Origin of the sequence: Microbacterium sp. CFBP9034 (assembly GCF_034045255.1) — a bacterium.
GTDB lineage: Bacteria > Actinomycetota > Actinomycetes > Actinomycetales > Microbacteriaceae > Microbacterium.
Genome location: NZ_JAXCWC010000001.1, coordinates 74,185 through 96,784 on the forward strand (window position 1 = coordinate 74,185; position 22,600 = coordinate 96,784).

The following is a 22,600-nucleotide window of genomic DNA, read 5'->3' on the forward strand; positions in this document are numbered from 1 at the left end:
ATGAAGATCCTGATCGCCTGCTCATCCGGCGGGCACCTGACGCAGGCGCTCGCCCTGCGGGGATGGTGGGGACAGCACGAGCGCTGCTGGGCCACGTTCCCGGTCGAGGATGCCCGCTCCCGGCTCTCCGACGAGAAGGTCTACGAGATCCACTATCCGACCGTGCGCAACGTCCCGAACCTGATCCGCAACTTCGGCCTGGCCCGCCGGGTGCTCGCCGCCGAACGACCCGACGTGGTGTTCTCCACGGGCGCCGCCATCGCGCTGCCGTTCTTCGCGCTCGCTCGCCTGTACGGAGCGCGGACGGTCTACCTCGAGCCGGTCGACCGCGTGACCTCTCCGGGACTGAGTGGTCGGCTCGTGTACCCCTTCAGCGACGAGTTCCTCGTGCAGTGGGACGGGATGCGGCCGTTCTACCCTGGCTCGCGCAACGTGGGGGTGGTGCTGTGAGCGAGCAGGTGGTCGCCGCATCCACGCCGTTCGTCGTCGTCTCGGCGGGCACGTATCACCTGCCTTTCGATCGCCTGATGGAGTGGATGCAGCGCTGGCGCGACGGGCATCCCGACGTGCGGCTGCTGGTGCAGCACGGCCCTTCGCGGCCGGTGGACGGCGCCCAGAACGTCGCCCTCCTGCCGTATGACGAGCTGCTGGCGCGGTGCGCCGACGCGGACGCCGTCGTGCTGCAGGGAGGCGCGGGCGGCGTGATGGACATGCGGTCTCTCAAGGTGATCCCGATCATCGTGCCTCGCGTGCCAGGCGGGGGCGAGGTGGTCGACGACCATCAGCTGGTGTTCACCTCCGAGATGGAGAAGCTCGGGATCATCCGGCGCGCGACGACCTACGGCGAGCTCGAGGCGCTGCTCGCGGGCGCCCTGCAAGCCTCTCCCGGCGAATCCCGGCCGGCGGGTCGCGACATCGAGACGCCGGGTGCCCGCCGAGTGCGCGAGCTCCTGGACCGGCCCGTCCGGAAGCTGCCGTGGCCGCACCGGGTGCGGCGCCTCCTCCGCAGCGCCGCGGCGCTGGCGCGCGCGGTCACGCGAAGCGGCCGATGAACGGCACATGCCGCCACAGACCGGCGATGCCGATGCGTCGGCGCAGTGCCCACAGCACGACCGCGTAGACCGCACTGAGCGTCGCCGTCCCGACGATCAGCGATGCGAAGCCCACGCCGCCCCACCAGCTGAACGCCGCGCCGCCGATCCCGAAGACCACGAGCGGGAGCAGCGCGGGAACGATGAGCGCGCGCGGTGCGAGATGCACGCCCATCCGGCGATGCACCTGGTGCGCGGCGAGGGCGTTGTCCACGACCACGACGACGACCCAGGTGATCGCGGCGCCCCAGATCCCGAGCAAGGGCACGAGGAGCAGGTTCCCCGCGATGCTGATCGTCACGGCCAGGGACTTGTTGTACATCTGCCACGTGCTCCGTCCACCCTGAAGGAGGATGCTCTGCAGCATCCCTGCGGCGGTCTGGAGCATCGTCGCCGCAGCCATCAGGGCCATCGGCGCCCAGCCCTGCACGAACTCCGGTCCGAAGACGAGGAGCACCGATCCGCCCATCGAGATCAGGAGGAAGTAGAACGGCCAGTTCAAGAGGATCATCGCGCGCACGACCCGCACGTGCAGGCGGCTGGACTCCGTCAGCTCGCCTCGCGCCAGCAGGGACGACGTCCGCGGCGCCACGGCGACCCTCATCGCCTTGTCGACGATGCCGCCCACCCGTACCGTCCTCGTCGCCACCGCATAGACGCCGGCCACCTCGGGCGATGCCAGCGCAGCGACGATGAGCACGTCCGCCCACTCGAGGACGGATTCGAGGCTGGCGCCGAGGGCTCGAGGGAGGTTGAAACGCCAGAACGACCGGAAGGTCGCCCGTCGGTCGTCCCGGAAGCGATGTCGCAGACGGAAGTCGCGGACGAACGGCGCCGTGATGACGAGGATGCTCACGAGCAGCCAGAACGGCAGGGGCCAGAGCCACGCCTGGAAGGCGGCCGACGCCGAGAGGGCGACGACGGTGCCGATGAGCACCGTGAGAAGGCGCGACGCCGGCAGCAGCACGCTCTGCAGCAGGGTGAAGGCGCCGACCCCCCTCAGCATCCGCGCCGCGATCTGCAGCACGCCGATGACCGCACCGACGGCGACGTAAGGACTCATCGCCTGCAGGAGCTCCTCCAGCGATGACGCCTCTCCCGGCCCGGCCAGCCATCGGGCGAGCCCCGGTGCGCCGAGCCACAGAACGATGGACGCGCAGGCGGAGACGGCGGCCACCGGCACCACCGCGTAGAGGACGATTCGCCATTCCGCGCCGGTGCGGTCGAAGGCGCGCTCCGCGGAGATGAAGCGGACGACTCCGCTGTTCGTGCCCAGACGCAGCACCTGGGTGAGGATCGTGAAGATGCCGACGGCCTGGAAGAACAGGCCCGTGCCGCTCGCACCCAGCAGGTTGCCCACGATCGACGTGACCACGAGCGCTGCGACAGCGGCGAACGCCGACCCGGTCAGGCTGATCAGACCGCTGCGGGCCAGCCGCTCAGCGCCCATGCCCCCGCCGCCCGAACGGAACGGGGCTCGGGGTCCAGTAGCTCGACTCGCCGGAGTACCGCTCCCTCAGCATCAGAGCCAGGGCGACTCCGACGAACACCAGGTGGCGGTCCATCCCGTAGAAGAGGGAAAGACCGCAGGCCACCACGACGCTCGCGTGCAGCCAGAGGGTCGACAGGTTGGGGGCGCCGGCGGTGCGGAGCGCCCCGCTGAGGAGCATGAACGCGTACAGCGCCAGGCCGACGAAGCCGAAGCAGAACATCACGCTCCAGATCGCCCCCTGCGTGCCGATCCAGATCTCGCTCCGGAAGCTGGGGCGCGGCGCTCCGTAGCCCAGGATCGGCGATGTCAGGGTGCGTTCGAACGTCTCCGCGTACAAGCCGCTCCGTCCCTGCGTCGTGTCGACCACCTCCTGCCTCGCGGCGATCTCATCGAGGAACCCCGACCACGTCAGGAGGAGGGCCGCGGCGCCCGCGAGTGCCGCCACGCAGATCAGTGCCAGCCACCGCGCTCGCAGAAGGAGCCGGAGCATGACGTACACGACGCCGATGCCCAGTCCGAGGAACATCCCGCGGTTGCTGCTCGCGACCGCGGGCGGGATGATCGCCACGAGGCCCGCCGCCACGAGCCAGACCGCGCGAGCACTGCGGTGCCCGATCGCCGTCGCGACCGCCATCGGGGTGAGCACGGCGATGGCCGCGCCCCAGCCGTTCGTGTAGGCGAAGGGGGCCGACGGCCGCTGGAACGGCTCCTCCGCGCCCGGAGGCGTCTGGACCTCCGCCAGCGAGGGGAACACCAGGTCGGCGATGTAGTCGTTGGATGCCAGGAAGTCCGGGAGGAGCAGTCCCACGGTGAAGGTCAGCCGCACATCCGGGAACATCATCCCGAGGTAGCCCCCGACGATCACGAACACCCAGATGAACGTCAGTCCGTTGAGGAGGCGGCGCGGCGAGAGGGCGCGGCGGGCATTGACGATGTACAGCATCATGATCGCGAGGGCGAGGTACTGGCTGAAGCGGATGCCCACGCCGGTCAGCCGTCCCAGCTGGTCGACCATGAGCGCCGCGGGGATCATCCACACGGCGAACCCGAACCATGGGATCAGTCCCGGGACGACCGTGACGCTGCGCCGGAGCGTGAGGAAGCCCAGCATCGGGATCGCCACGATCACGGGGGCGAACGGGAGCAGGCCGAGCGCCCAGAACGCGGGGTAGCCCCACAGCAGCACGAGGACCGGCCAGGCGGGGAGCGCAGGCGTGTCGGCACCGACGGGCTCGCTCCCCCTGGTCGCTCGAAAGGACGACCCGGCGGGAGGCGGGAGGAGCGAGCTCACAGCGACCTCAGCTGGCGGTACTTGCGAGCGAGCGAGACCGCGAACGTGAACAGGTGCCAGGCGAAGAGCAGCGTGTACAGGAAGGCGAAGAGGAGCGGGAACCCGAGCAGAGCGACGACCGCGTACGTCGTCGAGGGGTCCTGCGGCTGCCGGATCAGCGCGTCGACCAGTCCGGGACGCTGGTCGCCGGCGGCCGCTCGTCGCGGCAGCAGCTTCTCGGCGAGGAGCTGCGAGAGGAACCAGGCCGACACCAGCACGGAGAAGAGCGCCGCGACCACCACGAGCGCGAGCGGGGCGCCGGTGCGGAACAGGTACGCCGCGACCGCGACGTGGACGAGCGGCGAGCGCACGCCGTCGACGACGTGGTCGAGCCATTCGCCAGCCGGGCCACCCGTCTTCCGGATGCGGGAGAGCTGACCGTCCGCGGAATCGAAGACGTAGCCGGCGAGGAGGAGCAGGGCGCCGATGGCGGGCAGCCAGGGGGCGGTGCCCAGGGCGATCACGAGCACGCCGGCGGCGCCCAGTGCGGCGCTGACCGCGGTCAGCTGGTTGGGGGTCGCTCCCACGACCGCCGCTTCCACCGCGACGCGTCCGCCGAGCGGACGGTTGATCCATCTGAGGTAGGCGGGGACACCGACCGCCGGCTTCTGCGCCGAACTGAGCGCATCGAGCGCGTGTCCCCGGGCCAGGCGTTCCATCACCTCGGCATGCTGAGCGCCAGATCGAAGCTCAGATCGGCGGTGCTGCGGAAGTTCGCGTGCGTGGACGCGGCGATGACGTTCTCCCCCTCGACGAGGAGTGCCGCCGGCACGGCGTAGGTGGATCGGCTCGCGGCCGCGGCGCTGTGGGTCACCACAGCCGTCGCGTACGAGTTCTGCGTGAGCGCGCCGACCGGCATGCGGGTTCGGCCCAGCTCGACGCCGTTCAGGTAGACCACGACCCCGTCGTTCGCGATGACGCTGAGCGTCCCGTCGGAGACCCCCGCGGCATCCACCACGGTGAACTCCCGGCGGAACTGCGCGCTCAGCGGCTTGGTCGTGAGCGCCGTCGGATCGATGTTCGTCGCCGCGCCGGCGACTCCGCGCGCGAGCACGGCAGTCCCTGCCGCCCACGTGGAGTCGTCGAAAGCGCGCGTGTTCCAGCCCGCAGGAAGCGGATCACTCGAGTAGCGGTACGACCACGACGAGCCGTTCTCGATGACGACAGGGGGGTCGCCGCCGGGGTCAGGCGCAGGCGACGTCTGCACCTGCACCGTCGCCGGGGTCGATGTCCCCCCGGCGCCGACGGCGACGACGCCATACGTGTAGGTGGTCGACGCGGCCAGCCCGGTGTCGGAGAACGTCCGCTGTGAGGCCGGCACCGAGGCCACCTCGGCACCGTCACGGCTGACCGTGTACGACGCCGCCGCGCCGCCGCTGGTGGGCGCCGACCAGGTGAGAGTGGCGGAGTCGTCCGTCACGTTCGTCGCCGTGAGACCCGTCACCGGACCCGGAGCCGCGACCGGATCGCCGCGCTCCGCGACGAAGGAGAGGTCGAAGCTCATGTCGGGCGTCGTGCGGTAGTTGGCGTGCGACGACGCCGCGATGACGTTCGTGCCCTCTCGCAGCAGGCCGGCGGGCACAGCGTACGTCGCCCGGCTCGCCGCCGCGACGCTGTGGGTGACCGCGCTGGTCGCGTACGAGTTCTGGGTCAGCGTGCCGGAGGGCATCCTGGTCCGGCCGATCTCCACGCCGTTGAGGTAGACGACCACGCCGTCGTTCGCGATGGCCGACACCGTGCCGTTCACGATGGTGGCGGCGTCCTCGACGGTGAACTCGTGCCGGAACTGGGCGCTGAGGGGACGCGGCGAGAGAGCGCTCGGGTCGATGTTCGTCGCGGCGCCGGCCACCCCGCGGGCGAGCACGCCGTTGCCGACCGGCCAGGACGAGTCGTTGTAGTCCACGGCGGTCCAGTTCGCCGCGAGCGGATCGGCTGTGAACCGGTACGACCAGGATTCTCCGGTGTCGATGAGCGAGAGGAAGGTATCGGGAGCGCTCTGGACGGTGACGGCTGCCGTGCTCGCCGACCTGTTGCCGACGGCATCCCGAGCCCTCACGAAGTACTTCGTGGCGGTGTCGGTTGCCGGGACGCTGTAGGTCCTCGCGGTGGTGGACCCGATCACCCGGTTCCCGCGCATCACCTCGTACGTCACGCCGCCCGGATCGGACGATGCACTCCAGCTGAGTTCGGCTTGCGTGCCGCCTCCCGCCGGCGTGACCGTGATCGGCCCCGGCCGGGTGGGAGCCACGGAGTCCCGCGGGGCGAAGCGGGCGTACCCGCCGGACCACTGGTTGACGAAGCCGGCGCGGATGGTGCGGGAGAGGTCGCCGCCGGCCCACACCGCGCCGCGCGAGTCGACGAAGATCGCCCACACGCCGTATCCCGCGCGCGCGGTCACGATCGGCGCGAAGTCGTGCACGTACCGGCGCGTCTGCGCATCCCACGCGCCGAAGAGGCCGATCTTGTCGGCCTGCGTCCAGTTGGTCCCGACGTCGGGCCAGATGTACGCGTCCTGGTACACCCAGTCGCCGCAGTGGCACCCGCCGTAGACGAGCCCGTTGCCTGCGGCGGCGGCCTGGAAGTCGCCGCCCGCCTTGGTGATGCTTCCACTCGTCAGCGCGAAGGTGCTGCGGTCGTAGGAGAAGAACGAGTGCTCGGATCCTCCGATCCACACCTGGTCGCCGGCTTCGACGACGCCGAGCTGCCAGACGTTGCCGGAATAGCTCCCGTCCGGGTTGAGGGTCGCCCGGCTGAACGAGGGCTTCCACTGCGGGCTGGTCAAGGGTGCGCCCGCCGCGGTCTGGAGGGCGGTTCCGCTCGTCGCCCGGGTGTTCTCCTTCATCGTGAAGTATCCGGAGTAGTACGTGCGGTCACCCTGGGCGGAGGCATCCACCGACACCGTCGTGCCGTTGAGGAAGGCGTTCCACCCGGTGTCCGGCGCGGTGGTCCCCAGATCGACGCGCCCGCCGTTCCACGCGCTCGCACTGGAGGACGCCCCGGCCCGGGTGAGATGGGTGAACGATCCTGCGACATAGAGCCGGCTGCCCTGCACGTCGAGGCCCCGCACATACGGGATACCGCCGGTGGTCCGGTTCTCGGCGATCACCTGGGTGCCCGAGAGTGCGCCCGTCGCCGGGTTGAGGACGGCCAGGCCCGCCTGCGAAGTGCCGTTCACTGACGAGAACTGGCCGCCGACCGCGAGACGCCCGTCGGGCAGCGCCGCGATCGCCTTGACCTGACCGTTGAGGACCGGCCGGAAGCTTGAGACCCACTCGCCGGATGCCACGTCGAACGCGGCGAGGAAGGGCTGCTCGACCTGCCCGGACCCCGCCTCGGTGCGCTGCACGTACCGGAAGTTGCCGCCGACGTAGACCTTGCCGGCCACCTCGCCGAAGGCCGCGACCTCGGTGTTGAGCTCGCCGCCCACGCCGTTGCCGAATCCCGACACGCCCCACACCGTCGGCATGGCGTCGCTGTTCGGGATCGGCGGCAAGGTGGTCGCCGGGGAGCCGGTGTCGGGGATCGCGCCGAAGTCCATGTCGGCCAGCCGGAGCGTCGGACGCAGGAAGACCTGGCTGAAGGGATACGCGGGGCCCTGATTGTTGTTCGGCGTCCACAGGTACGACGTGCTGGCGTTCTGCCCGGTGACCTGACTGCCGTACGCCCAGCCCGCGAGCCAGTTGTGCGACTGCCTCGCCGCCGTGTCGATGCGGTTGAAGGAGTTGTTGTTCCCGAAGCTGCGGGTGATGCCGCCGCTCCCGTTCGTCGAACCGAAGCGCCAGGTGCCGACGCGGTGCTCGGCATCGAAGGTCCATACCCAGCGGTCGCGCAGAGCCATCTGGAAGCGCGCCTCCTGCCAGGACGATCCGGCGGCATCCGCCGCCCTGCGAACCCGGATGCCGTCCGCCAGCGCATCGACACGGCCCTTGTTCAGCAAGCCGTCGATGGTCGAAGACGGCAGCTGCGCCACTTTGAACGCGCCCGTGCCGGAAGGCGTGTTCGCCACGATCGCCGCGGTCTGCAGGCCCTGGTAGTAGCTCTTCCAGCCTTCTCGACCGCGCCCGACCAGGACCCATCCGCCGCCTTCCGACTCCTGGTCGCAGTAGAACTGCTGCGGGTGCACGAGCGCAGGCGTCTGGAGCCAGTACACGCCGTTCGTCGACGACGGATGGTTCTGCTTGATCTCCCAGCACGAGCCCGCAGCCGTGGCCTCGGCCTTGCCGTCCGGCAGCGGGTCCGCGGCCGTCGCCGGCACCGGGAGTGCGAGCGCGCCGATGAGCGCGGTGATCGCGATCGTCGCCGACAGCGCCAGGCGGCGGCTCACGGAGGCGGGGGTGCGGTGTCCTCGGGGACGGTCGTTCTCGTTCATGGCAGCGCGCAATCCTGGTCGTCGGGTATCTCATGGGTGGCGAGCTTCCACACGTCGTCCTGGAACACAGCTCCGTAGACGTGCTTGACAGGCCGGCCGGGGTCGTACAGCGAGGACTTCAACGAGTTCCCCGCTTGGTCGAGGACGTCGATGTCGGAGACATCGACACACACGGTGAGGGTCATGGAGGGCGGGTCGCCCTCGAGGTCGACCGCCGAGGCGGTGGTCTGCGTCACGCGGGCCTCACCGATCTGGCGGTAACCAAGGTCGAATCGATCTCGCGCGGAGGATTGGAGCTCGCCGAGCACGAAGCCCGTCGCGATCTGGTCGAGTCCGACGGTCGAGCCGTCCGCACGTTGCGCCATCTCGTTGATCGCCGCCACGGCGGATACGGCCGTCTCCTCGGCGCGTTCGACCTCGGCGTCTTCGTCGGGGCCGAGGGGGACCGCGGCAGGGGCGTCGAACTCCAACGACGCCGTGGACGGCTCGTCGTCAGGGGGCTCAGCCGCTTCGGTGGCGACCGGCGCCTGCGCCGACGGGTCGGGAGCGGAGGGCAGCAGGACGACGAGCGCGAGAGCGATCGACGCGGCCACGAGCACGACGAGCGCCGCGACCGCGATACGCGCCCCGCGCCGCCGCGAGCTCGCCACGCGTCCGGTCTCGGAGGGCGCCGTCATGACGCCACCACGTACTCGGTTCCCAGGTTGCACAACGCGCGCACCTCCCCTGCCCACCAGGCGGATCGGGTTCCGCCGTGGGATGCTGCGCCGGCTGTACACGGATACCCCAGTATCCGTGCGCCGTCGGGTGAGGGGCGCGAGGTTAATGCTAATCACTCGGCCGGGCGGGTCAAGAGGCAACGAGAACGCCGCCCGACCCTGGTGCGGGAGGCGCGCGTGCTCTATAGTGCGCCGGACTCCACCGCCTGCACGGCGAGCTCAGCGCGCCGAGCGCAGCTCCGGGGGCGCGGGGAAAGGCAGCCGCGCCCGCTCGAGGTCGGCGCCCACGGCGGAGGCCGCACCGAACTCATCGAACACCACGGTCACGCCCAAGACGCTCGCTTCGGCGATGCGCACCGGACGCTCCGAGCCGTCGGGCAGGCGCAGCCTCCAGCGGTCGGCGAGATAGCCGATGCCGAGCTCGTCGAGCAGCTCCTCGGCGTCGAGCCAGCCGATCGGCGCGGACGTCAGCTCGCGGCCGAGCAGATCCCGCACCCGGAACCCGTCGCCCTCGGCGATCATCCAGCCCACCGTCTCACCGTCGGGGCGACGGTGCTCGATCCAGTCGGCGGGCAGCACGGCGGCGAGCCTAGCAGTCACGCGGGGAGGGGCATCCGCTCGATCACAGCTCGCCGGGAGCCATCGCCTGTGCGTCCAGCTCATCGACGAACTTGCGTGCACGGCTCTCTTCGACGCCCGCCTTGCGCGGGGCGTAGACGACGAGGGAGTGGAACACGAACCGGACGAAGAACGCGACCACGAGCGTGAGCGCGGTGGCCAGCACGGCGGAGATATGCCACGACTCGACCATCAGCGCCATCACCGGGATGCGGATGAGCGCCTCGGCGTTGTTGAACGTGAACGACTTCGCGAACCGCAGCCAGCCGCCCGAGGCCGCGGCGCGCATATCGTGGAACACGAAGCGCTCGAGCAGCAGGAAGTTCCCGATGATCGTGGTCTCCGCGGCGATGACGGCCGCGATGATGTAGTCGACGCCCATGCCGGTGAGGACCCAGAGGATGCCGAGGTTCACGACCGCACCCAGGCCGCCGATCACCGCGAAGAGCGACATCTTCCCGAAGCGCAGCGCCGTGAGTTGCGCGACGAAGTGCAGCCCCTGACGCATCGACGCCTTCGATTCGCCGGCGTGACGGCCCGCGAACTCGAACGGCACCTCGGCGATCCGCAGGTTCTTGCGGGCGAGGATCTCGAGCAGGATCTTGAAGCCGCGCGGCTTGAGAGTGGCGGCGTCGATCGCGCGCCGGTCCACGATGAAGTACCCCGTCATCGGATCGGTGACCTCGCGCAGCCGGATCGGGAACATCGCACGGGTGAGCGCCGTCGCGGCCTTCGACACCAGCACGCGGGTTCGGTCGGCCAGGCCGGTCGAGGTGCCGCCGCCGACGTAGCGCGATGCGATGACCACGTCGACGTCTCCGCGCGCGAACCGCTCGTACAGCACCGGGATCTCCTCCGGCGGATGCTGCAGGTCGCCGTCGATCACGATGCACGTGTCGGATTCGGCGAGCGCGAACCCCTCCACCACCGCTCCGCCGAGGCCGCCGGCGCGCGACGAGCGGTGGATCAGGCGCACGGGAAGAGAAGCGGATGCCGCGACCGCCCGGATGACGTCGGGGGTGTCGTCGGTGCTGTCGTCGACGAAGATCACCTCGGCGTCGATCCCGTCCGCCGCCGCCGTGACGCGCCGAATCAGCTCCGCGACGTTGGGAGCTTCGTTGAACGTGGGGACGATGATCGACAGCTGCACTGCCATCCATCGTCCCACGGCCCGCGCCCTGCGCGAACCGCGGGCCGAGAACCCTCGACAGAGCGGGGATTTGCCGGGAAGCTGGCGTCACGAGCATTCGCCGGAGTGCGCGTGAGGAGGAAGCTGTGTCTGCACGCCCGTTCCGCCGTATCGCCTTCGTGACCGCCGGGCTCGTCCTGGCATCGACCGTCGCCGCCTCGTCCGGTGCCGTGGCCGCACCAGGATCGCCGGGCGAGCCGCGCTACGCCCCCGGCGACCCCGGTGCGGGAGACCCGTACTTCCCGCTGGCCGGCAACGGCGGAATCGACGTCGTCCACTACGACCTCGATCTCGACTACGCGCCTCCCGCGGCCGCACCGGCGCCGCTCGAGGGAACGCTCGCGGGCGTGGCGACCATCGACCTCGTGGCCCTCGCCGACCTCGATCGCTTCAACCTCGATCTTCGAGGCCTCACGGCATCGGCGGTGACGGTGAACGGCAAGCGCGTGGCCTTCACCCAGGCGCCGAACGAGCTGGTCGTCACCCCGAGACCGAAGCTCAAGGCCGGACAGGCGGCGACCGTGGTCGTGACGTATGGCGGCACGACCACGCGCCCCACCGACATCGAAGACGCGCTCTACGGCTGGGTGACGACGCGCGACGGCGCCATGGTGGTGAGCGAGCCGGACGGCTCGGCGACGTGGTTCCCCGTCAACGACCACCCCACGGACAAGTCGACGTACTCATTCGAGATCACCGTCCCCGAGGGACTGACCGCCGTCGCGAACGGGCTGCTCCTCGGTTCCGAGACCGCCGCGGGCCGCACGACCTGGACCTGGGACGCTCCCGATCCGATGGCCGCCTATCTCGCCACGGCAACCGTCGGAAACTTCCGTCTCGAGCAGTACACGGCTGCGAACGGCACCCCGATCATCGATGCCATCGACGTCACCCGCTCGCCCGGTCAGGTCGCCGGGCTGGCGCGGACGAGCGAGATGATCTCGTTCTTCGAGGAGCGGTTCGGCCCGTACCCCTTCGTGTCCTACGGCGCGATCGTCGACAACGACACGGTCGGCTACGCGCTGGAGACCCAGACCCGTTCGTTCTTCTCGAGCTCCGCCTCGGAGAACACGGTCGCCCACGAACTGGCGCACCAGTGGATGGGCGACCATGTCAGTCCCGGCCGCTGGGCCGACATCTGGCTCAATGAGGGCTGGGCGACCTACGCCTCGTGGATGTGGCGCGAGCATCGCGGGACGACGACCGCGCAGACTCTCTTCACGGGCGTCATGAACCGCGCCGCCACATCGTCGACCTGGAGCACGGTCCTCGCCGAGCCCGGGCCCTTGGGCATCTTCGGGACCGCCGTGTACGACCGCGGCGCCGCCCTGCTGCATGCGCTGCGGGTCGAGATCGGCGACGAGGCCTTCTTCGACCTCGCCACAGAATGGGTGGACCGGTTCGGCGGCGGCACGGCCACGACCTCCGACTTCATCGCGCTCTCCGAGGATATCTCGGGGCAGGATCTGGATCAGTTCTTCCAGGTGTGGGCGTACGAACCCACGAAGCCGACGACCTGGTAGCCCGGTGGTCGGGCACCCGGCCCCCGTCCAGGATGCATCCGGGAGAATGGAGGCATGGCCTCCCCCTCCTCCATCACGATGTTCGGCGCCGACTGGTGCCGCGACTGCGTCCGCACCAAGCGTCAGCTCGACTCGCTCGGCGTCCGCTACACCTACGTCGACCTGATGACCGACCCCGCCGCCGCCGATGTGGCCCGCGAGATCTCGGGACGCACGAACATCCCCGTGGTCGTGTACCCCGACTCCTCGCACCACGTCGAGCCGAGCGACGCCGACGTCGTCGCCAAGCTGCAGGAGCTCTCGCTCATCTGACGCCCTCGCGCCGCGCTCAGTAGGCTGACTGTGTGAGCGAAGGCGTCGAACGCAATACCCGGGCGATCGAGGGCTCGGTCGTCACCGACTTCGCCGACCGCATGAGCTACGGCGGCTATCTGGACCTCGGCACCCTGCTCGCCGCCCAGCGGCCGCTGAGCGATCCCGAGCACCACGACGAGCTGCTGTTCATCATCCAGCACCAGACCACGGAGCTGTGGCTGAAGCTGGTGCTGCACGAGCTGTCCGCCGCGTGCGTTCTGCTGCGCGAGGAGCAGCTCGCCCCCGCGCTCAAGTGCATCGCACGCGTCAAGCACATCCAGAAGACGCTCACCGAGCAGTGGTCGGTCCTGGCCACACTGACCCCCGCGGAGTACGCCCAGTTTCGCGGCGTCCTCGGCAACGCGAGCGGTTTCCAGTCGGCGCAGTACCGCGCGGTGGAGTTCACCCTCGGCAACAAGAACGCCGCGATGCTGAAGGTGTTCTCCGCCGACCCGTTCGCGCACGAGCTCGTCGGGCGCGCCCTCGAGGCACCCAGCCTGTACGACGAGTTCCTCCGGATGCTGGCGCGCTCGGGCTACCCGATCCCCCAGTCCGTCCTCGACCGCGACGTCACGCAGGCCTGGACGTTCACACCCGAGCTGGTGCCGATCTTCGCCGACATCTACGCCGATCCGCAGGCGCACTGGGCCGCCTACGAGACGTGCGAGGAGCTCGTCGACCTCGAGGACAACTTCCAGCTGTGGCGCTTCCGCCACCTGAAGACCGTCGAGCGCATCATCGGGTTCAAGACCGGCACGGGCGGGTCGAGCGGCGTGCCGTTCCTGCAGCGCGCGCTCCAGCTCACCTTCTTCCCCGAGCTCTTCGCAGTCCGGACCGAGATCGGGCCCTGACCGTGCACGCCGATCCTGTCGCGCTGCACGAGCTGCTCGGCCCCCTGCCGGCGCTCTGCCGACGGGCGCTCACCGGGGAGCACGGCGTCTCGCTGCCGCCCCTCACCGACCACCACGTGCACCTCCACCTGATCGACGAGCACGCCCTTCCCGCGGGCGGCATCGCCGGGGTGCTCGACCTCGGCGGCGACCCGGTCGGATTCGCGCGTCGCGCCGCAGACGCCATGCCGCGCGTGGCGTACGCAGGCGCATTCCTCACGGCGCCCGGCGGCTATCCGGCCGGTCGCGCATGGGCGCCCGCCGAGATCGTCCGCGAGATCAGCGACCCCTCCGCCCACCCCGGCGTTCCCGGAGGCGCGGCGACGGCGGTCGACGAGCAGGCCTCGTTCGGGGCATCCGTCGTCAAAGTAGCGCTGAACGCGGCAGCCGGGCCGGTGTTCGACGCGGTGACCCTCGACGCCGTCGTCGCCGCGGCGCACGGGCACGGCCTGCCGGTCGTCGCCCACGTCGAGGGCGACGGGATGACGCGGCTCGCGCTCGAGGCGGGCGTCGACGTCCTCGCCCACACCCCGTTCACCGAGGCGCTCGACGCCGTGCTCATCGCCCGCGCCGTCAGCGCCGGGCAGCGATGGATCTCGACCCTGGGGATCCACGGCGACGAGCCGCCAGCCGCCGCGACGGCGACCGCCAACCTCGCCGCATTCGCCGCGGCGGGCGGGCGGGTGCTGTACGGAACCGACCTCGGAAACGGCGATCGCCGGGTCGGCGTGCAGGTCGAGGAGCTCGCCGCCCTCGATCGCGCGGGCGTGCGCGGCGAGGCGCTGCTGAACGCCCTGTGCGATCCCTGGCCGGCCGCCGCGCCGGCGGGCGTCGCCACCTTCATCCCCGGCGCGCCGCCGCGCTCCCTCGGCGATGTCGCCGAGTGGCTCGGGGCTGCGACCGTCGTCCCCACCGAGGAGCTCATCGATGACGACCACTGACCCCGCCGCACTGCGCGCGGCCGCCGCTCTCGAGGCCGAGGCATCCGCTCTCGACGCCGCCGATCCCCTGCGAGCGCACCGGGACGCGTTCCTCGGCGCCGAGACCTCGCTGGTCTACTTCGACGGCAACTCGCTCGGGCGTCCGCCGCGGGCGAGCGTCGAACGGCTCACGGCCTTCGCGACGGAGCAGTGGGGCGGTCGCCTGATCCGCGGCTGGGACGAGTCGTGGATGCAGCTGCCCTTCTCGATCGGCGACACCATCGGCCGTGCCGTCATCGGCGCCGCGCCGGGACAGACGGTCGTCGGCGACTCGACGACCGTGCTGCTGTACAAGCTGGTGCGCGGAGCGTTCGACGCGCAGCAGGCGGCCGATCCGGCGCGCGTGGAGATCGTGGTGGACCGCGACAACTTCCCCACGGACCGCTATCTGGTCGACGGCATCGCCCGCGAGCGAGGCGGCGTGGTGCGGTGGGTCGACGTCGACCTCTCTGCGGGGGTCACCGCCGACGCGCTGCGTGCGGCCGTCGGCCCGCAGACCGCAGTCGTGCTGCTGAGCCATGTCGCGTACCGCTCCGGCTATCTGGCGGATGCCGCGGCCTTCACGGCGATCGCCCACGACGCCGGCGCACTCGTGGTGTGGGACCTCTGCCACTCCGCGGGCTCGGTGCCCGTGGCAGCCGACGCCTGGGGCTTCGACCTCGCGGTGGGCTGTACCTACAAGTACCTCAACGGCGGCCCGGGCTCGCCCGCGTTCGCCTATGTGGCCGCGCGGCACCAGGAGACGCTCTCCCAGCCGATCCAGGGATGGATGGGCACGGCCGACGTGTTCGCGATGGGCCCGGACTACCGGCCTGCCGAGGGAATGCGCCGGTTCCTCTCCGGCACACCGCCCATCGTGGGGATGCTCGCGATGCAGGACACCCTCGCCCTCATCGAGGACGCGGGCATCGACGCCATCCGCGCCAAGTCGATCGCGCTGACGGCGTTCGCCGTGCGTGCAGCCGACGAGCTGCTCGCACCGCTCGGGGTCAGCGTCGCCTCGCCGCGCGACCCGGCGGCGCGGGGCGGCCACGTCACCCTGTCGCATCCGGCCATGCGGGCGGTCACGGCGCGGCTGTGGGCCGAGGACGTCATCCCCGACTACCGCGACCCCGAGGGGCTCCGCATCGGGCTGTCCCCGCTCTCGACGAGCTTCGCCGAGACGCTCGCCGGAATGCGTGCGGTCGAGGCGGCCGTCGCCGACCTGGGCTGACGCGTTTCGTCTCGTCGCTGCGCTCCTCGCTCAACGACCGGTGACCACGCGCTCGGTCGTTGAGCGAGCGCAGCGAGACGAAACGCCCCTGCCCGCCGTCCACAGGGGCGCGGGGGCGCTGCGCGGCGCTGACCTACACTGGCGCGATGAGCACCGACGCTCCCGACGCCGGCGCGGCCCAGGCCGCCCCTCGCCCCTCGGGCACCCGCCTGTCCCGGGGCACGATCGCCCGCTACGCCACCGGATCCCTCGGCACCGGCGGTTTCGCGACGCTGCCCGGCCTGGTGCTCACCTACTACCTCACCGACTCGCTGGGCGTCGCGGCGCTCGCGGCGGGCGTCGTCATCACCCTCGCGAAGCTGTGGGACGTCCTGGTCGACCCGGTGATCGGCGCCCTCACCGACCGCGACCTGGCACGCCGCGGCACCCGGCGCCGGCTCATGCTCATCGGCGCGTGCAGCATCCCGGTGCTGTTCGCGCTGACCTTCGCCGTCCCTCCCGCGCTCGGACCCGTGGTCGGCGCGGTCTGGGTGTTCCTCGCCTTCACGCTGACCGCCACGGCGTTCAGCCTCTTCCAGGTGCCCTACATCGCACTCCCGGCCGAACTCACGCCGCACTACGACGAGCGCACCCGCCTGCTCACGTGGCGGGTGGTGGTGCTGACCCTGTCGATCCTGCTCTTCGGCGCCGGCGGCCCCGAGCTGCGCGGGCTGACCGATGACCCGGCGCTCGGCTACCTCATCATGGGGATCGTCGCCGGTGTCGTGATCGGGCTCGGCATGCTCGTGGCGACCACGGTCGCTCGCCGCGCCGCAACGGCCGTCACCGTTCCCGCCCTCCCGGACGCCTCCGCGCCGGCGGGCGCCGGCATCCGCGAGCACTTCGCAGACGGCATCCGGGCCCTCCGGCGCAGCGCGCCGTTCCGCGCGCTGCTGTCGACGTTCCTCCTCCAGGCGCTCGCGACGGGACTCATGCTCGCGGGGGCGCAGTACGTCGCCACCTGGGTGCTGCACTCCGAGAGTGCGGTCACCCTGCTCTTCGTCGCACTGATCGCGCCCGCGCTCTTCGCAGCGCCCGCCTGGGGCGTCGCCGCCCGCCGCATCGGCAAGGAGCGCGCGTTCGCGATCGCCAGCACGGTGTTCGCCGTCGCGGCCCTGTCGATCGTCGGCGTGCTGTGGGCGCCCGGCGCGTGGATCTACGCCCCCGTCGCCGTCGCGGGCATCGCGTACGCGGGGATGCAGTCCCTGCCCATGGCGATGCTGCCCGACGTCATCTCGCACGACGAGCGCAGCCACGAGTCCGGTCGCGCCGGGTCGTTCAGCGGCGTCTGGACCGCGGGTGAGACCGTCGGATTCGCGCTCGGCGCCAGCGTGCTCACGATCATCCTGGCGGCGACCGGGTACGTCTCGTCGACCGCGGGTCAGGTCGTGCAGCAGCCCGATGCGGCGGTCACCGGCATCGTGCTGAGCTTCAGCATCGTCCCCGCCGCGCTCATCGTGCTGAGTCTCGTCAGCCTCGCCCGCTACCCGCTGCGCCGCAGCGACATCGAGTCGCAGGCGCTCTGACATCCCGTCCCAAACGGCCGGGACGTAGACTGAGACACCCCGCCCGAAGGAGAGCGCCCGTGCCCCAGGCCGCCCCGGTATCAGCCACCCCCGAGCGCACGTCAGCGCCCGCTCTCCCCGTCGAGGACCACGCGGCCCTCGACACGGCGATCGCCGAGCTGGAGGTGGGCGCCCGCACCTGGTCGCACCTCACGCTCGACCAGCGCGGCCGCCTGATCGACGGCATCCGCGCGTCGGTGGTGGCGGTGGCCGAGGAGTGGGCCGACGTCGCCTCCACCTCGAAGGGCATCGAGCCGGGGCATCCGCTGCGGGGTGAGGAGTGGCTCGGCGGACCTTATGCCACCCTCGTCGCCCTCGACGCGTACCGCTCCACGCTGAAGGCGCTCGCGGCGGGCAGGAGCCCCCTCGACGGCGTGAAGACGGATGCCGCACCCGGCGACCGCGTCCGCGCCCACGTCTTCCCGCTCACGGCGATCGACGGCATGCTGCTGTCGGGCTACACCGGCGAGGTGTGGTTCGAACCGGGCGTCGGCGAGGCGGAGCTGCGAGTCGAGGCAGGCCTCGGCCAGCTCACCCCCACGGAGCCGGGCGGCATCGGGCTGGTGCTCGGCGCCGGCAACGTCACCTCGATCCCCGTACTGGACGTGATGTACGAGCTGCTCGCGCACAATCGCGTCGCGATCCTCAAGGTGAACCCCACGCAGGACGTGCTGGTCCCGGTGTTCGAGCGGGCGCTGGCTCCGCTCATCGAACCGGGGTTCCTGCACATCGTCCGCGGTGGAGGAGACGTCGGCGCCTACCTCAGCGAGCACAAGGGCATCTCGCACGTGCACATCACCGGCGCCGCCTCGACGTTCGATGCGATCGTGTGGGGGCCCTCGACCGGCTCGGGCGCCGCGGCCACCGCGCGCCGCAAACGCGAGAACCGCCCCCGCCTGAAGAAGCCGATCACCGCAGAGCTCGGCGGCGTCTCGCCCATCATCATCGTGCCCGGCGAGTGGAGCGAGTCCGACCTGGCATTCCAGGCCGAGCACGTCGTCACCATGCGGCTCCACAACTCGGGCCACAACTGCATCGCGGGGCAGGTCGTGCTGCTGAGCGCCGACTGGCCGCAGCGCGAGGCGTTCCTCGAGGCCCTGCGCACGGCCTACGACGCCGCGCCGCGCCGGCCGGTCTGGTATCCCCGGAGCGACGAGAAGCTGGCGGCCGCGGCATCCGGCTATCCCGGCGCGGTGTGGTGCGCGGACGGCACCCGGGCGCTCATCGAAGTCGGCCCCGGCGACGACGCCACGGTGCTCGAGACCACCGAGTTCTTCTCCCCGGTGCTCGGGGTGGTGGCGCTCCCCGGCAACGGGCAGGAGTTCCTCGACCGCGCCGTCGCCCACGCGAACGACCGGCTCACCGGCACGCTCGGCGCGCACGTCATCATCGACCCGCTGACCCAGGCGGCGCTGGGCGAGGCCTTCGAGCGCGCGATCGCCGACCTCCGCTACGGCACCGTCTCGATCAACTCGTGGACCGCCTTCGGCTACATGACGCCGAACCTGCCGTGGGGCGGATTCCCCGGAGCGACGCTGCAGAACGTCGAGAGCGGCCTCGGGGTCGTGCACAACGGGATGCTCCTCGACCACATCGAGCGCTCCGTCACGCGCGGGCCGTTCCGCCCGTTCCCTCGCTCGGCCGCGCCTCGCTCGCTGGGCGCGTCCCAGGGCCGCTCCTTCTCCGTGCTGCCGAAGCCGCCCTGGTTCGTGACCTCGCGCACGGGCGCCGCGGTGTGCGAGGGCTTCACGCGATTCCGGATGGAAGGCAACTACGCCAAGCTCGCGGGCACGTTGCTGCAGGCCTTCCGGGCATGAGCCCGCGCAGACGCACGCCAAGGGAGCTCACCGCGGACTACATCGTCGTCGGCGCCGGATCGGCCGGAGCCGCCCTGGCCGCGCGTCTCAGCGAGGATCCGGCGGTGTCGGTGCTGCTGCTCGAAGCCGGGGGACCCGACTCGGCGCTCGAGCTGCACGTGCCGGCGGCCTTCTCGAAGCTCTTCCGCGGTGCGTTCGACTGGAACTACGACACCGTCCCGCAGGAGCGCCTCGAGGGCCGGACCGTTTACTGGCCGCGCGGCAAGACGCTGGGCGGTTCGTCGTCGCTCAACGCGATGATGTGGGTCCGGGGCTTCGCCGCCGACTACGACGAGTGGGCGGATGCCGCCGGCCCCGCGTGGTCGTGGAAGTCCCTCGTGCCGTACTTCCGGCGCGTCGAGCGCACGCAGGACGCGGTGGACGAGACCCACGGCACGGACGGGCCGCAGTCGGTGGAGCATCAGCGCGATCCTCGCCCGCACACGGCGGCGTTCCTCGACGCCGCGCACGAGGCCGGCTTCCCCGTCACGTCCGCGAACCTCGCCGAGGGGCAGGGGTTCAGTCAGACGATGGTGTCGCAGCGCCGGGGCGCGCGCGCCTCCACCGCCGACGCCTACCTCCGCCCGGCCCGCGGCCGCCGCAACCTGCGCGTCGTCACGCGGGCCCTGGTGCGGCGCGTCACGTTCGCGCCCGAGGGAGACGGGCAGCGCGCGACCGGCGTCTATGTCGAGATCGGCGGCGTCACGCGCCACGTGCTCGCCCGGCGTGAGGTCATCCTGTCGGGCGGGGCGATCAACACCCCCCAGCTGCTCATGCTCAGCGGGATCGGCCCGGCCGAGCACCTCGCCGAGCACGGCATCCCGCTTCTCGTGGATTCTCCCGGCGTCGGCGCGAACCTGCAGGATCACCTGGTCGCCGGGCTCGCGCCCGAGGCGCGCGGCGGCACGCTGTTCGGGGCGGAGAGCCCGCGCCAGCTCGCCCGCTACCTCAGCGGTCGTCGAGGGATGCTGACGTCCAACGTCGGCGAGGCGGTCGGCTTCCTCCGCACCGAGGTCGCCGACCGCGCCGGCATGGCGGCGGGCCTTCCCGACATCGAGATCATCTTCGCGCCCGTGCCGTACGTCGGCGAGGGCCTGGTGCCGAGTCCGGCCGAAGGCATCACCGTGGGGGCGATCCTGCTGCGTCCTGTCAGCCGAGGGACGATCCGGCTCGCATCGGCCGATCCGACCGCGAAGGCCGTCATCGACCCGGGGTACCTGACCGACCCCGACGGCATCGACGAGGCCACGATGCTCGCCGGCCTCGCCCAGTGCGAGCGGCTCATCGCCACCGACGCGCTGCAGGCGGTCACCACCGGCGGATGGATCCAGCCCGAAGGCGGCGAGCGCATGACCCCTGTGGAACGCGCCGAGCTGTCGCTGCGCCGTTACTCGCACACGCTGTACCACCCGGTCGGCACGGCGCGGATGGGGACGGATGCCGCCTCCGTCGTCGACCCCGAGCTGCGCGTGCGCGGAGTCAGCGGGCTGCGGGTGGCGGACGCCTCCGTCATGCCCACGGTGATCCGCGGCCACACGAACGCCCCCGCGATCGTGATCGGCGAGGTCACCGCCGACCTCATCCGCGGTCGCTGACCCGAAGCGTCTCCGCCTCGGGCGCGTTTCGTCTCCTCGCTGCGCTCGTCGCTCAACGACCGGGGGTCTTCGGTCGTTGAGCGAGCGAAGCGAGACGAAACGCACCGACGCCGAAGGGCAGGTCCCCCACGCGGTGCGTGAGGGGCCTGCCCTTCGTGGAGACGTGCGGGAGGTCAGTGACCCCCGCGGCGTCCGGCGCCGTTCTGACGGACGACCGAGCCGACCATCAGCTTGCCGCCGGCCGAGCCGGAGGTCGACGCGCGGCGACCCGACGTGCGGGGGTTGCCGGCTGCCGGCTGAGCCGAGCGGGTGTGGCCGGCGCTCTGGTCGGAGCGCTGGTGGCCGCCCTGGACGCGGTCGGTGGACTGCGTGGTTCCGGCGCCCTGGCCGCGACCGCGACCGCCGTTGCCGCGCTGGCCGCCGCCGCTGCTGCGCTGGCCGCCCTGCTCGCGAGCGGCGCGCTTGCGCTGGGCGTTGGCGCCCTGGCTCGAGCCGCCGCCACGGGAGTGCTCCTGCACGGGCTCGGGCTTGACGTACGGGGCGACCTCGCCGACGAGCGCGGCGACCTCGGGGGACTTCGCCGTGACCCGGACGGGCGTCACGGTGATGGCCGCCTTGCGGAGGAGCTGCGCCACGTCCTTGTCCTGACCCGGAAGCACGAGCGTGACCACGGCACCCTCCGCCCCCGCGCGAGCCGTGCGGCCCGAGCGGTGCAGGTACGCCTTGTGCTCCATGGGGGGATCGACGTGGATGACGAGCTCGACGTCGTCGACGTGCACGCCGCGGGCGGCGACGTCGGTCGCGACGAGCACGCGGGCCGTGCCGGCCGAGAACGCCGCGAGGTTGCGGTCGCGCTGCGGCTGCGACAGGTTGCCGTGCAGGTCGACGGACGGGATGCCCTGCGACGTGAGCTGCTTGGCGAGCTTCTTCGCGTGGTGCTTGGTGCGCATGAACAGGATGCGGCGACCCGTGCCCGAGGCGAGCGCCTGGACGACGTCCTTCTTGGCATCGGCGTCGGTCATCGTGAAGACGTGGTGCGTCATCGCGGCGACGGGCGAGTTCGCCTCGTCCACGGAGTGGAGCACCTCGTTCTGCAGGAAGCGGTTCACGAGCTTGTCCACGCCGTTGTCGAGCGTGGCGCTGAACAGCAGGCGCTGCCCGCCGGACGGCGTCGCGCTCAGGATGCGGGTCACGACCGGCAGGAAGCCGAGGTCGGCCATGTGGTCGGCCTCGTCGATGACGGTGATCTCGATCGCGTCGAGGTGGGCGTAGCCCTGCTTCATGAGGTCTTCGAGGCGACCCGGGCAGGCGACGACGATGTCGACGCCGGCGTTGAGGGCCTGCACCTGGCGGTTCTGGTTCACGCCGCCGAAGATCGTGGTGGTGGTCAGGCCGTAGGCCTTGGCGAGCGGCGCGAGCACCGCGTCGATCTGGGTGGCGAGCTCACGCGTCGGCGCGAGCACGAGGGCGAGCGGGCGGCCCTTGCGGCGCGAGCCGCCGGCGAGCTTGGTGCCCAGGCGCGCCACCATGGGGATCGAGAAGGCGAGGGTCTTGCCGGAGCCGGTCTTGCCGCGGCCGAGCACGTCGCGGCCGGCGAGCGTGTCGGGAAGCGTGTCGACCTGGATCGGGAACGCCGTCGTCTTGCCCTGCGAAGCGAGGACGGTGACGAGGGGCTGGGGCACGCCGAGCGTGCTGAAAGTGACGTCAGTCATTGAGGAGGATTCTCCGGGCGCGCATACGCACCCTGGTCGGTGGCCGGTGGCGACTTTCGCCCACG

18 protein-coding genes are annotated in these 22,600 nt (G+C 71.3%); 10 read left to right on the plus strand and 8 right to left on the minus strand.

What is annotated here, in order from left to right:
* Positions 1 to 450, plus strand: coding sequence for a UDP-N-acetylglucosamine--LPS N-acetylglucosamine transferase (locus SOM19_RS00340; protein ID WP_320484566.1), 450 nt, complete (start codon positions 1 to 3; stop codon positions 448 to 450).
* Positions 447 to 1,052 carry a hypothetical protein gene (locus tag SOM19_RS00345; protein ID WP_320484567.1) on the plus strand — a complete coding sequence of 202 codons (606 nt, stop codon included), beginning with the start codon at positions 447 to 449 and terminating at the stop codon, positions 1,050 to 1,052. Before SOM19_RS00340 ends, SOM19_RS00345 begins: the two co-directional genes overlap by 4 nt.
* Here SOM19_RS00345 and SOM19_RS00350 read toward each other — a convergent pair.
* The 7 genes from SOM19_RS00350 to SOM19_RS00380 form a co-directional block, all read right to left on the minus strand.
* Entirely contained in the window at positions 1,033 to 2,541 is a 1,509-nt protein-coding gene (locus SOM19_RS00350) for a lipopolysaccharide biosynthesis protein (protein WP_320484568.1), read from the minus strand. The genes SOM19_RS00345 and SOM19_RS00350 overlap by 20 nt on opposite strands.
* On the minus strand, positions 2,531 to 3,874 hold the full coding sequence (locus SOM19_RS00355) for an O-antigen ligase domain-containing protein (RefSeq protein ID WP_320484569.1): 1,344 nt from the start codon (positions 3,872 to 3,874) through the stop codon (positions 2,531 to 2,533). The genes SOM19_RS00350 and SOM19_RS00355 overlap by 11 nt, the downstream gene beginning before the upstream one ends.
* Positions 3,871 to 4,572 carry a CDP-alcohol phosphatidyltransferase family protein gene (locus tag SOM19_RS00360; RefSeq protein ID WP_320486630.1) on the minus strand — a complete coding sequence of 234 codons (702 nt, stop codon included), beginning with the start codon at positions 4,570 to 4,572 and terminating at the stop codon, positions 3,871 to 3,873. Before SOM19_RS00360 ends, SOM19_RS00355 begins: the two co-directional genes overlap by 4 nt.
* Positions 4,572 to 8,282, minus strand: coding sequence for a fibrinogen-like YCDxxxxGGGW domain-containing protein (locus tag SOM19_RS00365; protein WP_320484570.1), 3,711 nt, complete (start codon positions 8,280 to 8,282; stop codon positions 4,572 to 4,574). Before SOM19_RS00365 ends, SOM19_RS00360 begins: the two co-directional genes overlap by 1 nt.
* Positions 8,279 to 8,959 (minus strand): hypothetical protein, encoded by a 681-nt coding sequence (locus SOM19_RS00370; RefSeq protein WP_320484571.1) that lies wholly within the window; start codon positions 8,957 to 8,959, stop codon positions 8,279 to 8,281. The genes SOM19_RS00365 and SOM19_RS00370 overlap by 4 nt, the downstream gene beginning before the upstream one ends.
* Positions 8,960 to 9,220: 261 nt before the next feature.
* Positions 9,221 to 9,601, minus strand: a complete 381-nt coding sequence (locus SOM19_RS00375; protein ID WP_414683609.1) for a hypothetical protein — start codon at positions 9,599 to 9,601, stop codon at positions 9,221 to 9,223.
* Between the two features lie 22 nt (positions 9,602 to 9,623).
* On the minus strand, positions 9,624 to 10,769 hold the full coding sequence (locus SOM19_RS00380; protein WP_320486632.1) for a glycosyltransferase family 2 protein: 1,146 nt from the start codon (positions 10,767 to 10,769) through the stop codon (positions 9,624 to 9,626).
* A 125-nt stretch (positions 10,770 to 10,894) separates the two neighbouring features.
* On the opposite strand from SOM19_RS00380, the gene SOM19_RS00385 reads away from it, so the two are divergent.
* The 8 genes from SOM19_RS00385 to SOM19_RS00420 all read left to right on the plus strand — a co-directional run bounded on the left by SOM19_RS00385 (position 10,895) and on the right by SOM19_RS00420 (position 20,823).
* On the plus strand, positions 10,895 to 12,331 hold the full coding sequence (locus SOM19_RS00385; RefSeq protein ID WP_320484572.1) for a M1 family metallopeptidase: 1,437 nt from the start codon (positions 10,895 to 10,897) through the stop codon (positions 12,329 to 12,331).
* Positions 12,332 to 12,385: 54 nt separating this feature from the next.
* Complete coding sequence (locus SOM19_RS00390) at positions 12,386 to 12,643, plus strand: glutaredoxin family protein (protein WP_320484573.1); 258 nt, start codon at positions 12,386 to 12,388, stop codon at positions 12,641 to 12,643.
* Between the two features lie 32 nt (positions 12,644 to 12,675).
* Positions 12,676 to 13,536 carry a tryptophan 2,3-dioxygenase gene (kynA, locus tag SOM19_RS00395; RefSeq protein ID WP_320484574.1) on the plus strand — a complete coding sequence of 287 codons (861 nt, stop codon included), beginning with the start codon at positions 12,676 to 12,678 and terminating at the stop codon, positions 13,534 to 13,536.
* A gap of 2 nt (positions 13,537 to 13,538) precedes the next feature.
* Entirely contained in the window at positions 13,539 to 14,516 is a 978-nt protein-coding gene (locus SOM19_RS00400) for an amidohydrolase family protein (RefSeq protein WP_320484575.1), read from the plus strand.
* Positions 14,503 to 15,768 (plus strand): kynureninase, encoded by a 1,266-nt coding sequence (locus SOM19_RS00405; protein ID WP_320484576.1) that lies wholly within the window; start codon positions 14,503 to 14,505, stop codon positions 15,766 to 15,768. Before SOM19_RS00400 ends, SOM19_RS00405 begins: the two co-directional genes overlap by 14 nt.
* A 146-nt stretch (positions 15,769 to 15,914) precedes the next feature.
* Positions 15,915 to 17,333 carry an MFS transporter gene (locus tag SOM19_RS00410; protein ID WP_320484577.1) on the plus strand — a complete coding sequence of 473 codons (1,419 nt, stop codon included), beginning with the start codon at positions 15,915 to 15,917 and terminating at the stop codon, positions 17,331 to 17,333.
* Between the two features lie 59 nt (positions 17,334 to 17,392).
* The gene (locus tag SOM19_RS00415) at positions 17,393 to 19,189 is read left to right on the plus strand and encodes an aldehyde dehydrogenase family protein (protein ID WP_320484578.1); all 1,797 of its coding nucleotides are present in this window, start codon (positions 17,393 to 17,395) and stop codon (positions 19,187 to 19,189) included.
* A complete protein-coding gene (locus tag SOM19_RS00420) occupies positions 19,186 to 20,823 on the plus strand; it encodes a GMC family oxidoreductase (protein ID WP_320484579.1) in 1,638 nt (545 codons plus the stop codon). Before SOM19_RS00415 ends, SOM19_RS00420 begins: the two co-directional genes overlap by 4 nt.
* 173 nt (positions 20,824 to 20,996) lie before the next feature.
* On the opposite strand, the gene SOM19_RS00425 is transcribed toward SOM19_RS00420, so the two are convergent.
* The gene (locus SOM19_RS00425; RefSeq protein ID WP_320484580.1) at positions 20,997 to 22,535 is read right to left on the minus strand and encodes a DEAD/DEAH box helicase; all 1,539 of its coding nucleotides are present in this window, start codon (positions 22,533 to 22,535) and stop codon (positions 20,997 to 20,999) included.
* Positions 22,536 to 22,600 lie beyond the last annotated feature (65 nt).

Coding starts and splice junctions, on each gene's coding strand:
- SOM19_RS00405 (WP_320484576.1), top strand. CDS start 14,503: ATGACGACCACTGACCCCGCCGCACTGCGCGCGGCCGCCGCTCTCGAG.
- SOM19_RS00410 (WP_320484577.1), top strand. CDS start 15,915: ATGAGCACCGACGCTCCCGACGCCGGCGCGGCCCAGGCCGCCCCTCGC.
- SOM19_RS00390 (WP_320484573.1), top strand. CDS start 12,386: ATGGCCTCCCCCTCCTCCATCACGATGTTCGGCGCCGACTGGTGCCGC.
- SOM19_RS00420 (WP_320484579.1), top strand. CDS start 19,186: ATGAGCCCGCGCAGACGCACGCCAAGGGAGCTCACCGCGGACTACATC.
- SOM19_RS00340 (WP_320484566.1), top strand. CDS start 1: ATGAAGATCCTGATCGCCTGCTCATCCGGCGGGCACCTGACGCAGGCG.
- SOM19_RS00350 (WP_320484568.1), bottom strand. CDS start 2,541: ATGGGCGCTGAGCGGCTGGCCCGCAGCGGTCTGATCAGCCTGACCGGG.
- SOM19_RS00425 (WP_320484580.1), bottom strand. CDS start 22,535: ATGACTGACGTCACTTTCAGCACGCTCGGCGTGCCCCAGCCCCTCGTC.
- SOM19_RS00365 (WP_320484570.1), bottom strand. CDS start 8,282: ATGAACGAGAACGACCGTCCCCGAGGACACCGCACCCCCGCCTCCGTG.
- SOM19_RS00360 (WP_320486630.1), bottom strand. CDS start 4,572: ATGGAACGCCTGGCCCGGGGACACGCGCTCGATGCGCTCAGTTCGGCG.
- SOM19_RS00370 (WP_320484571.1), bottom strand. CDS start 8,959: ATGACGGCGCCCTCCGAGACCGGACGCGTGGCGAGCTCGCGGCGGCGC.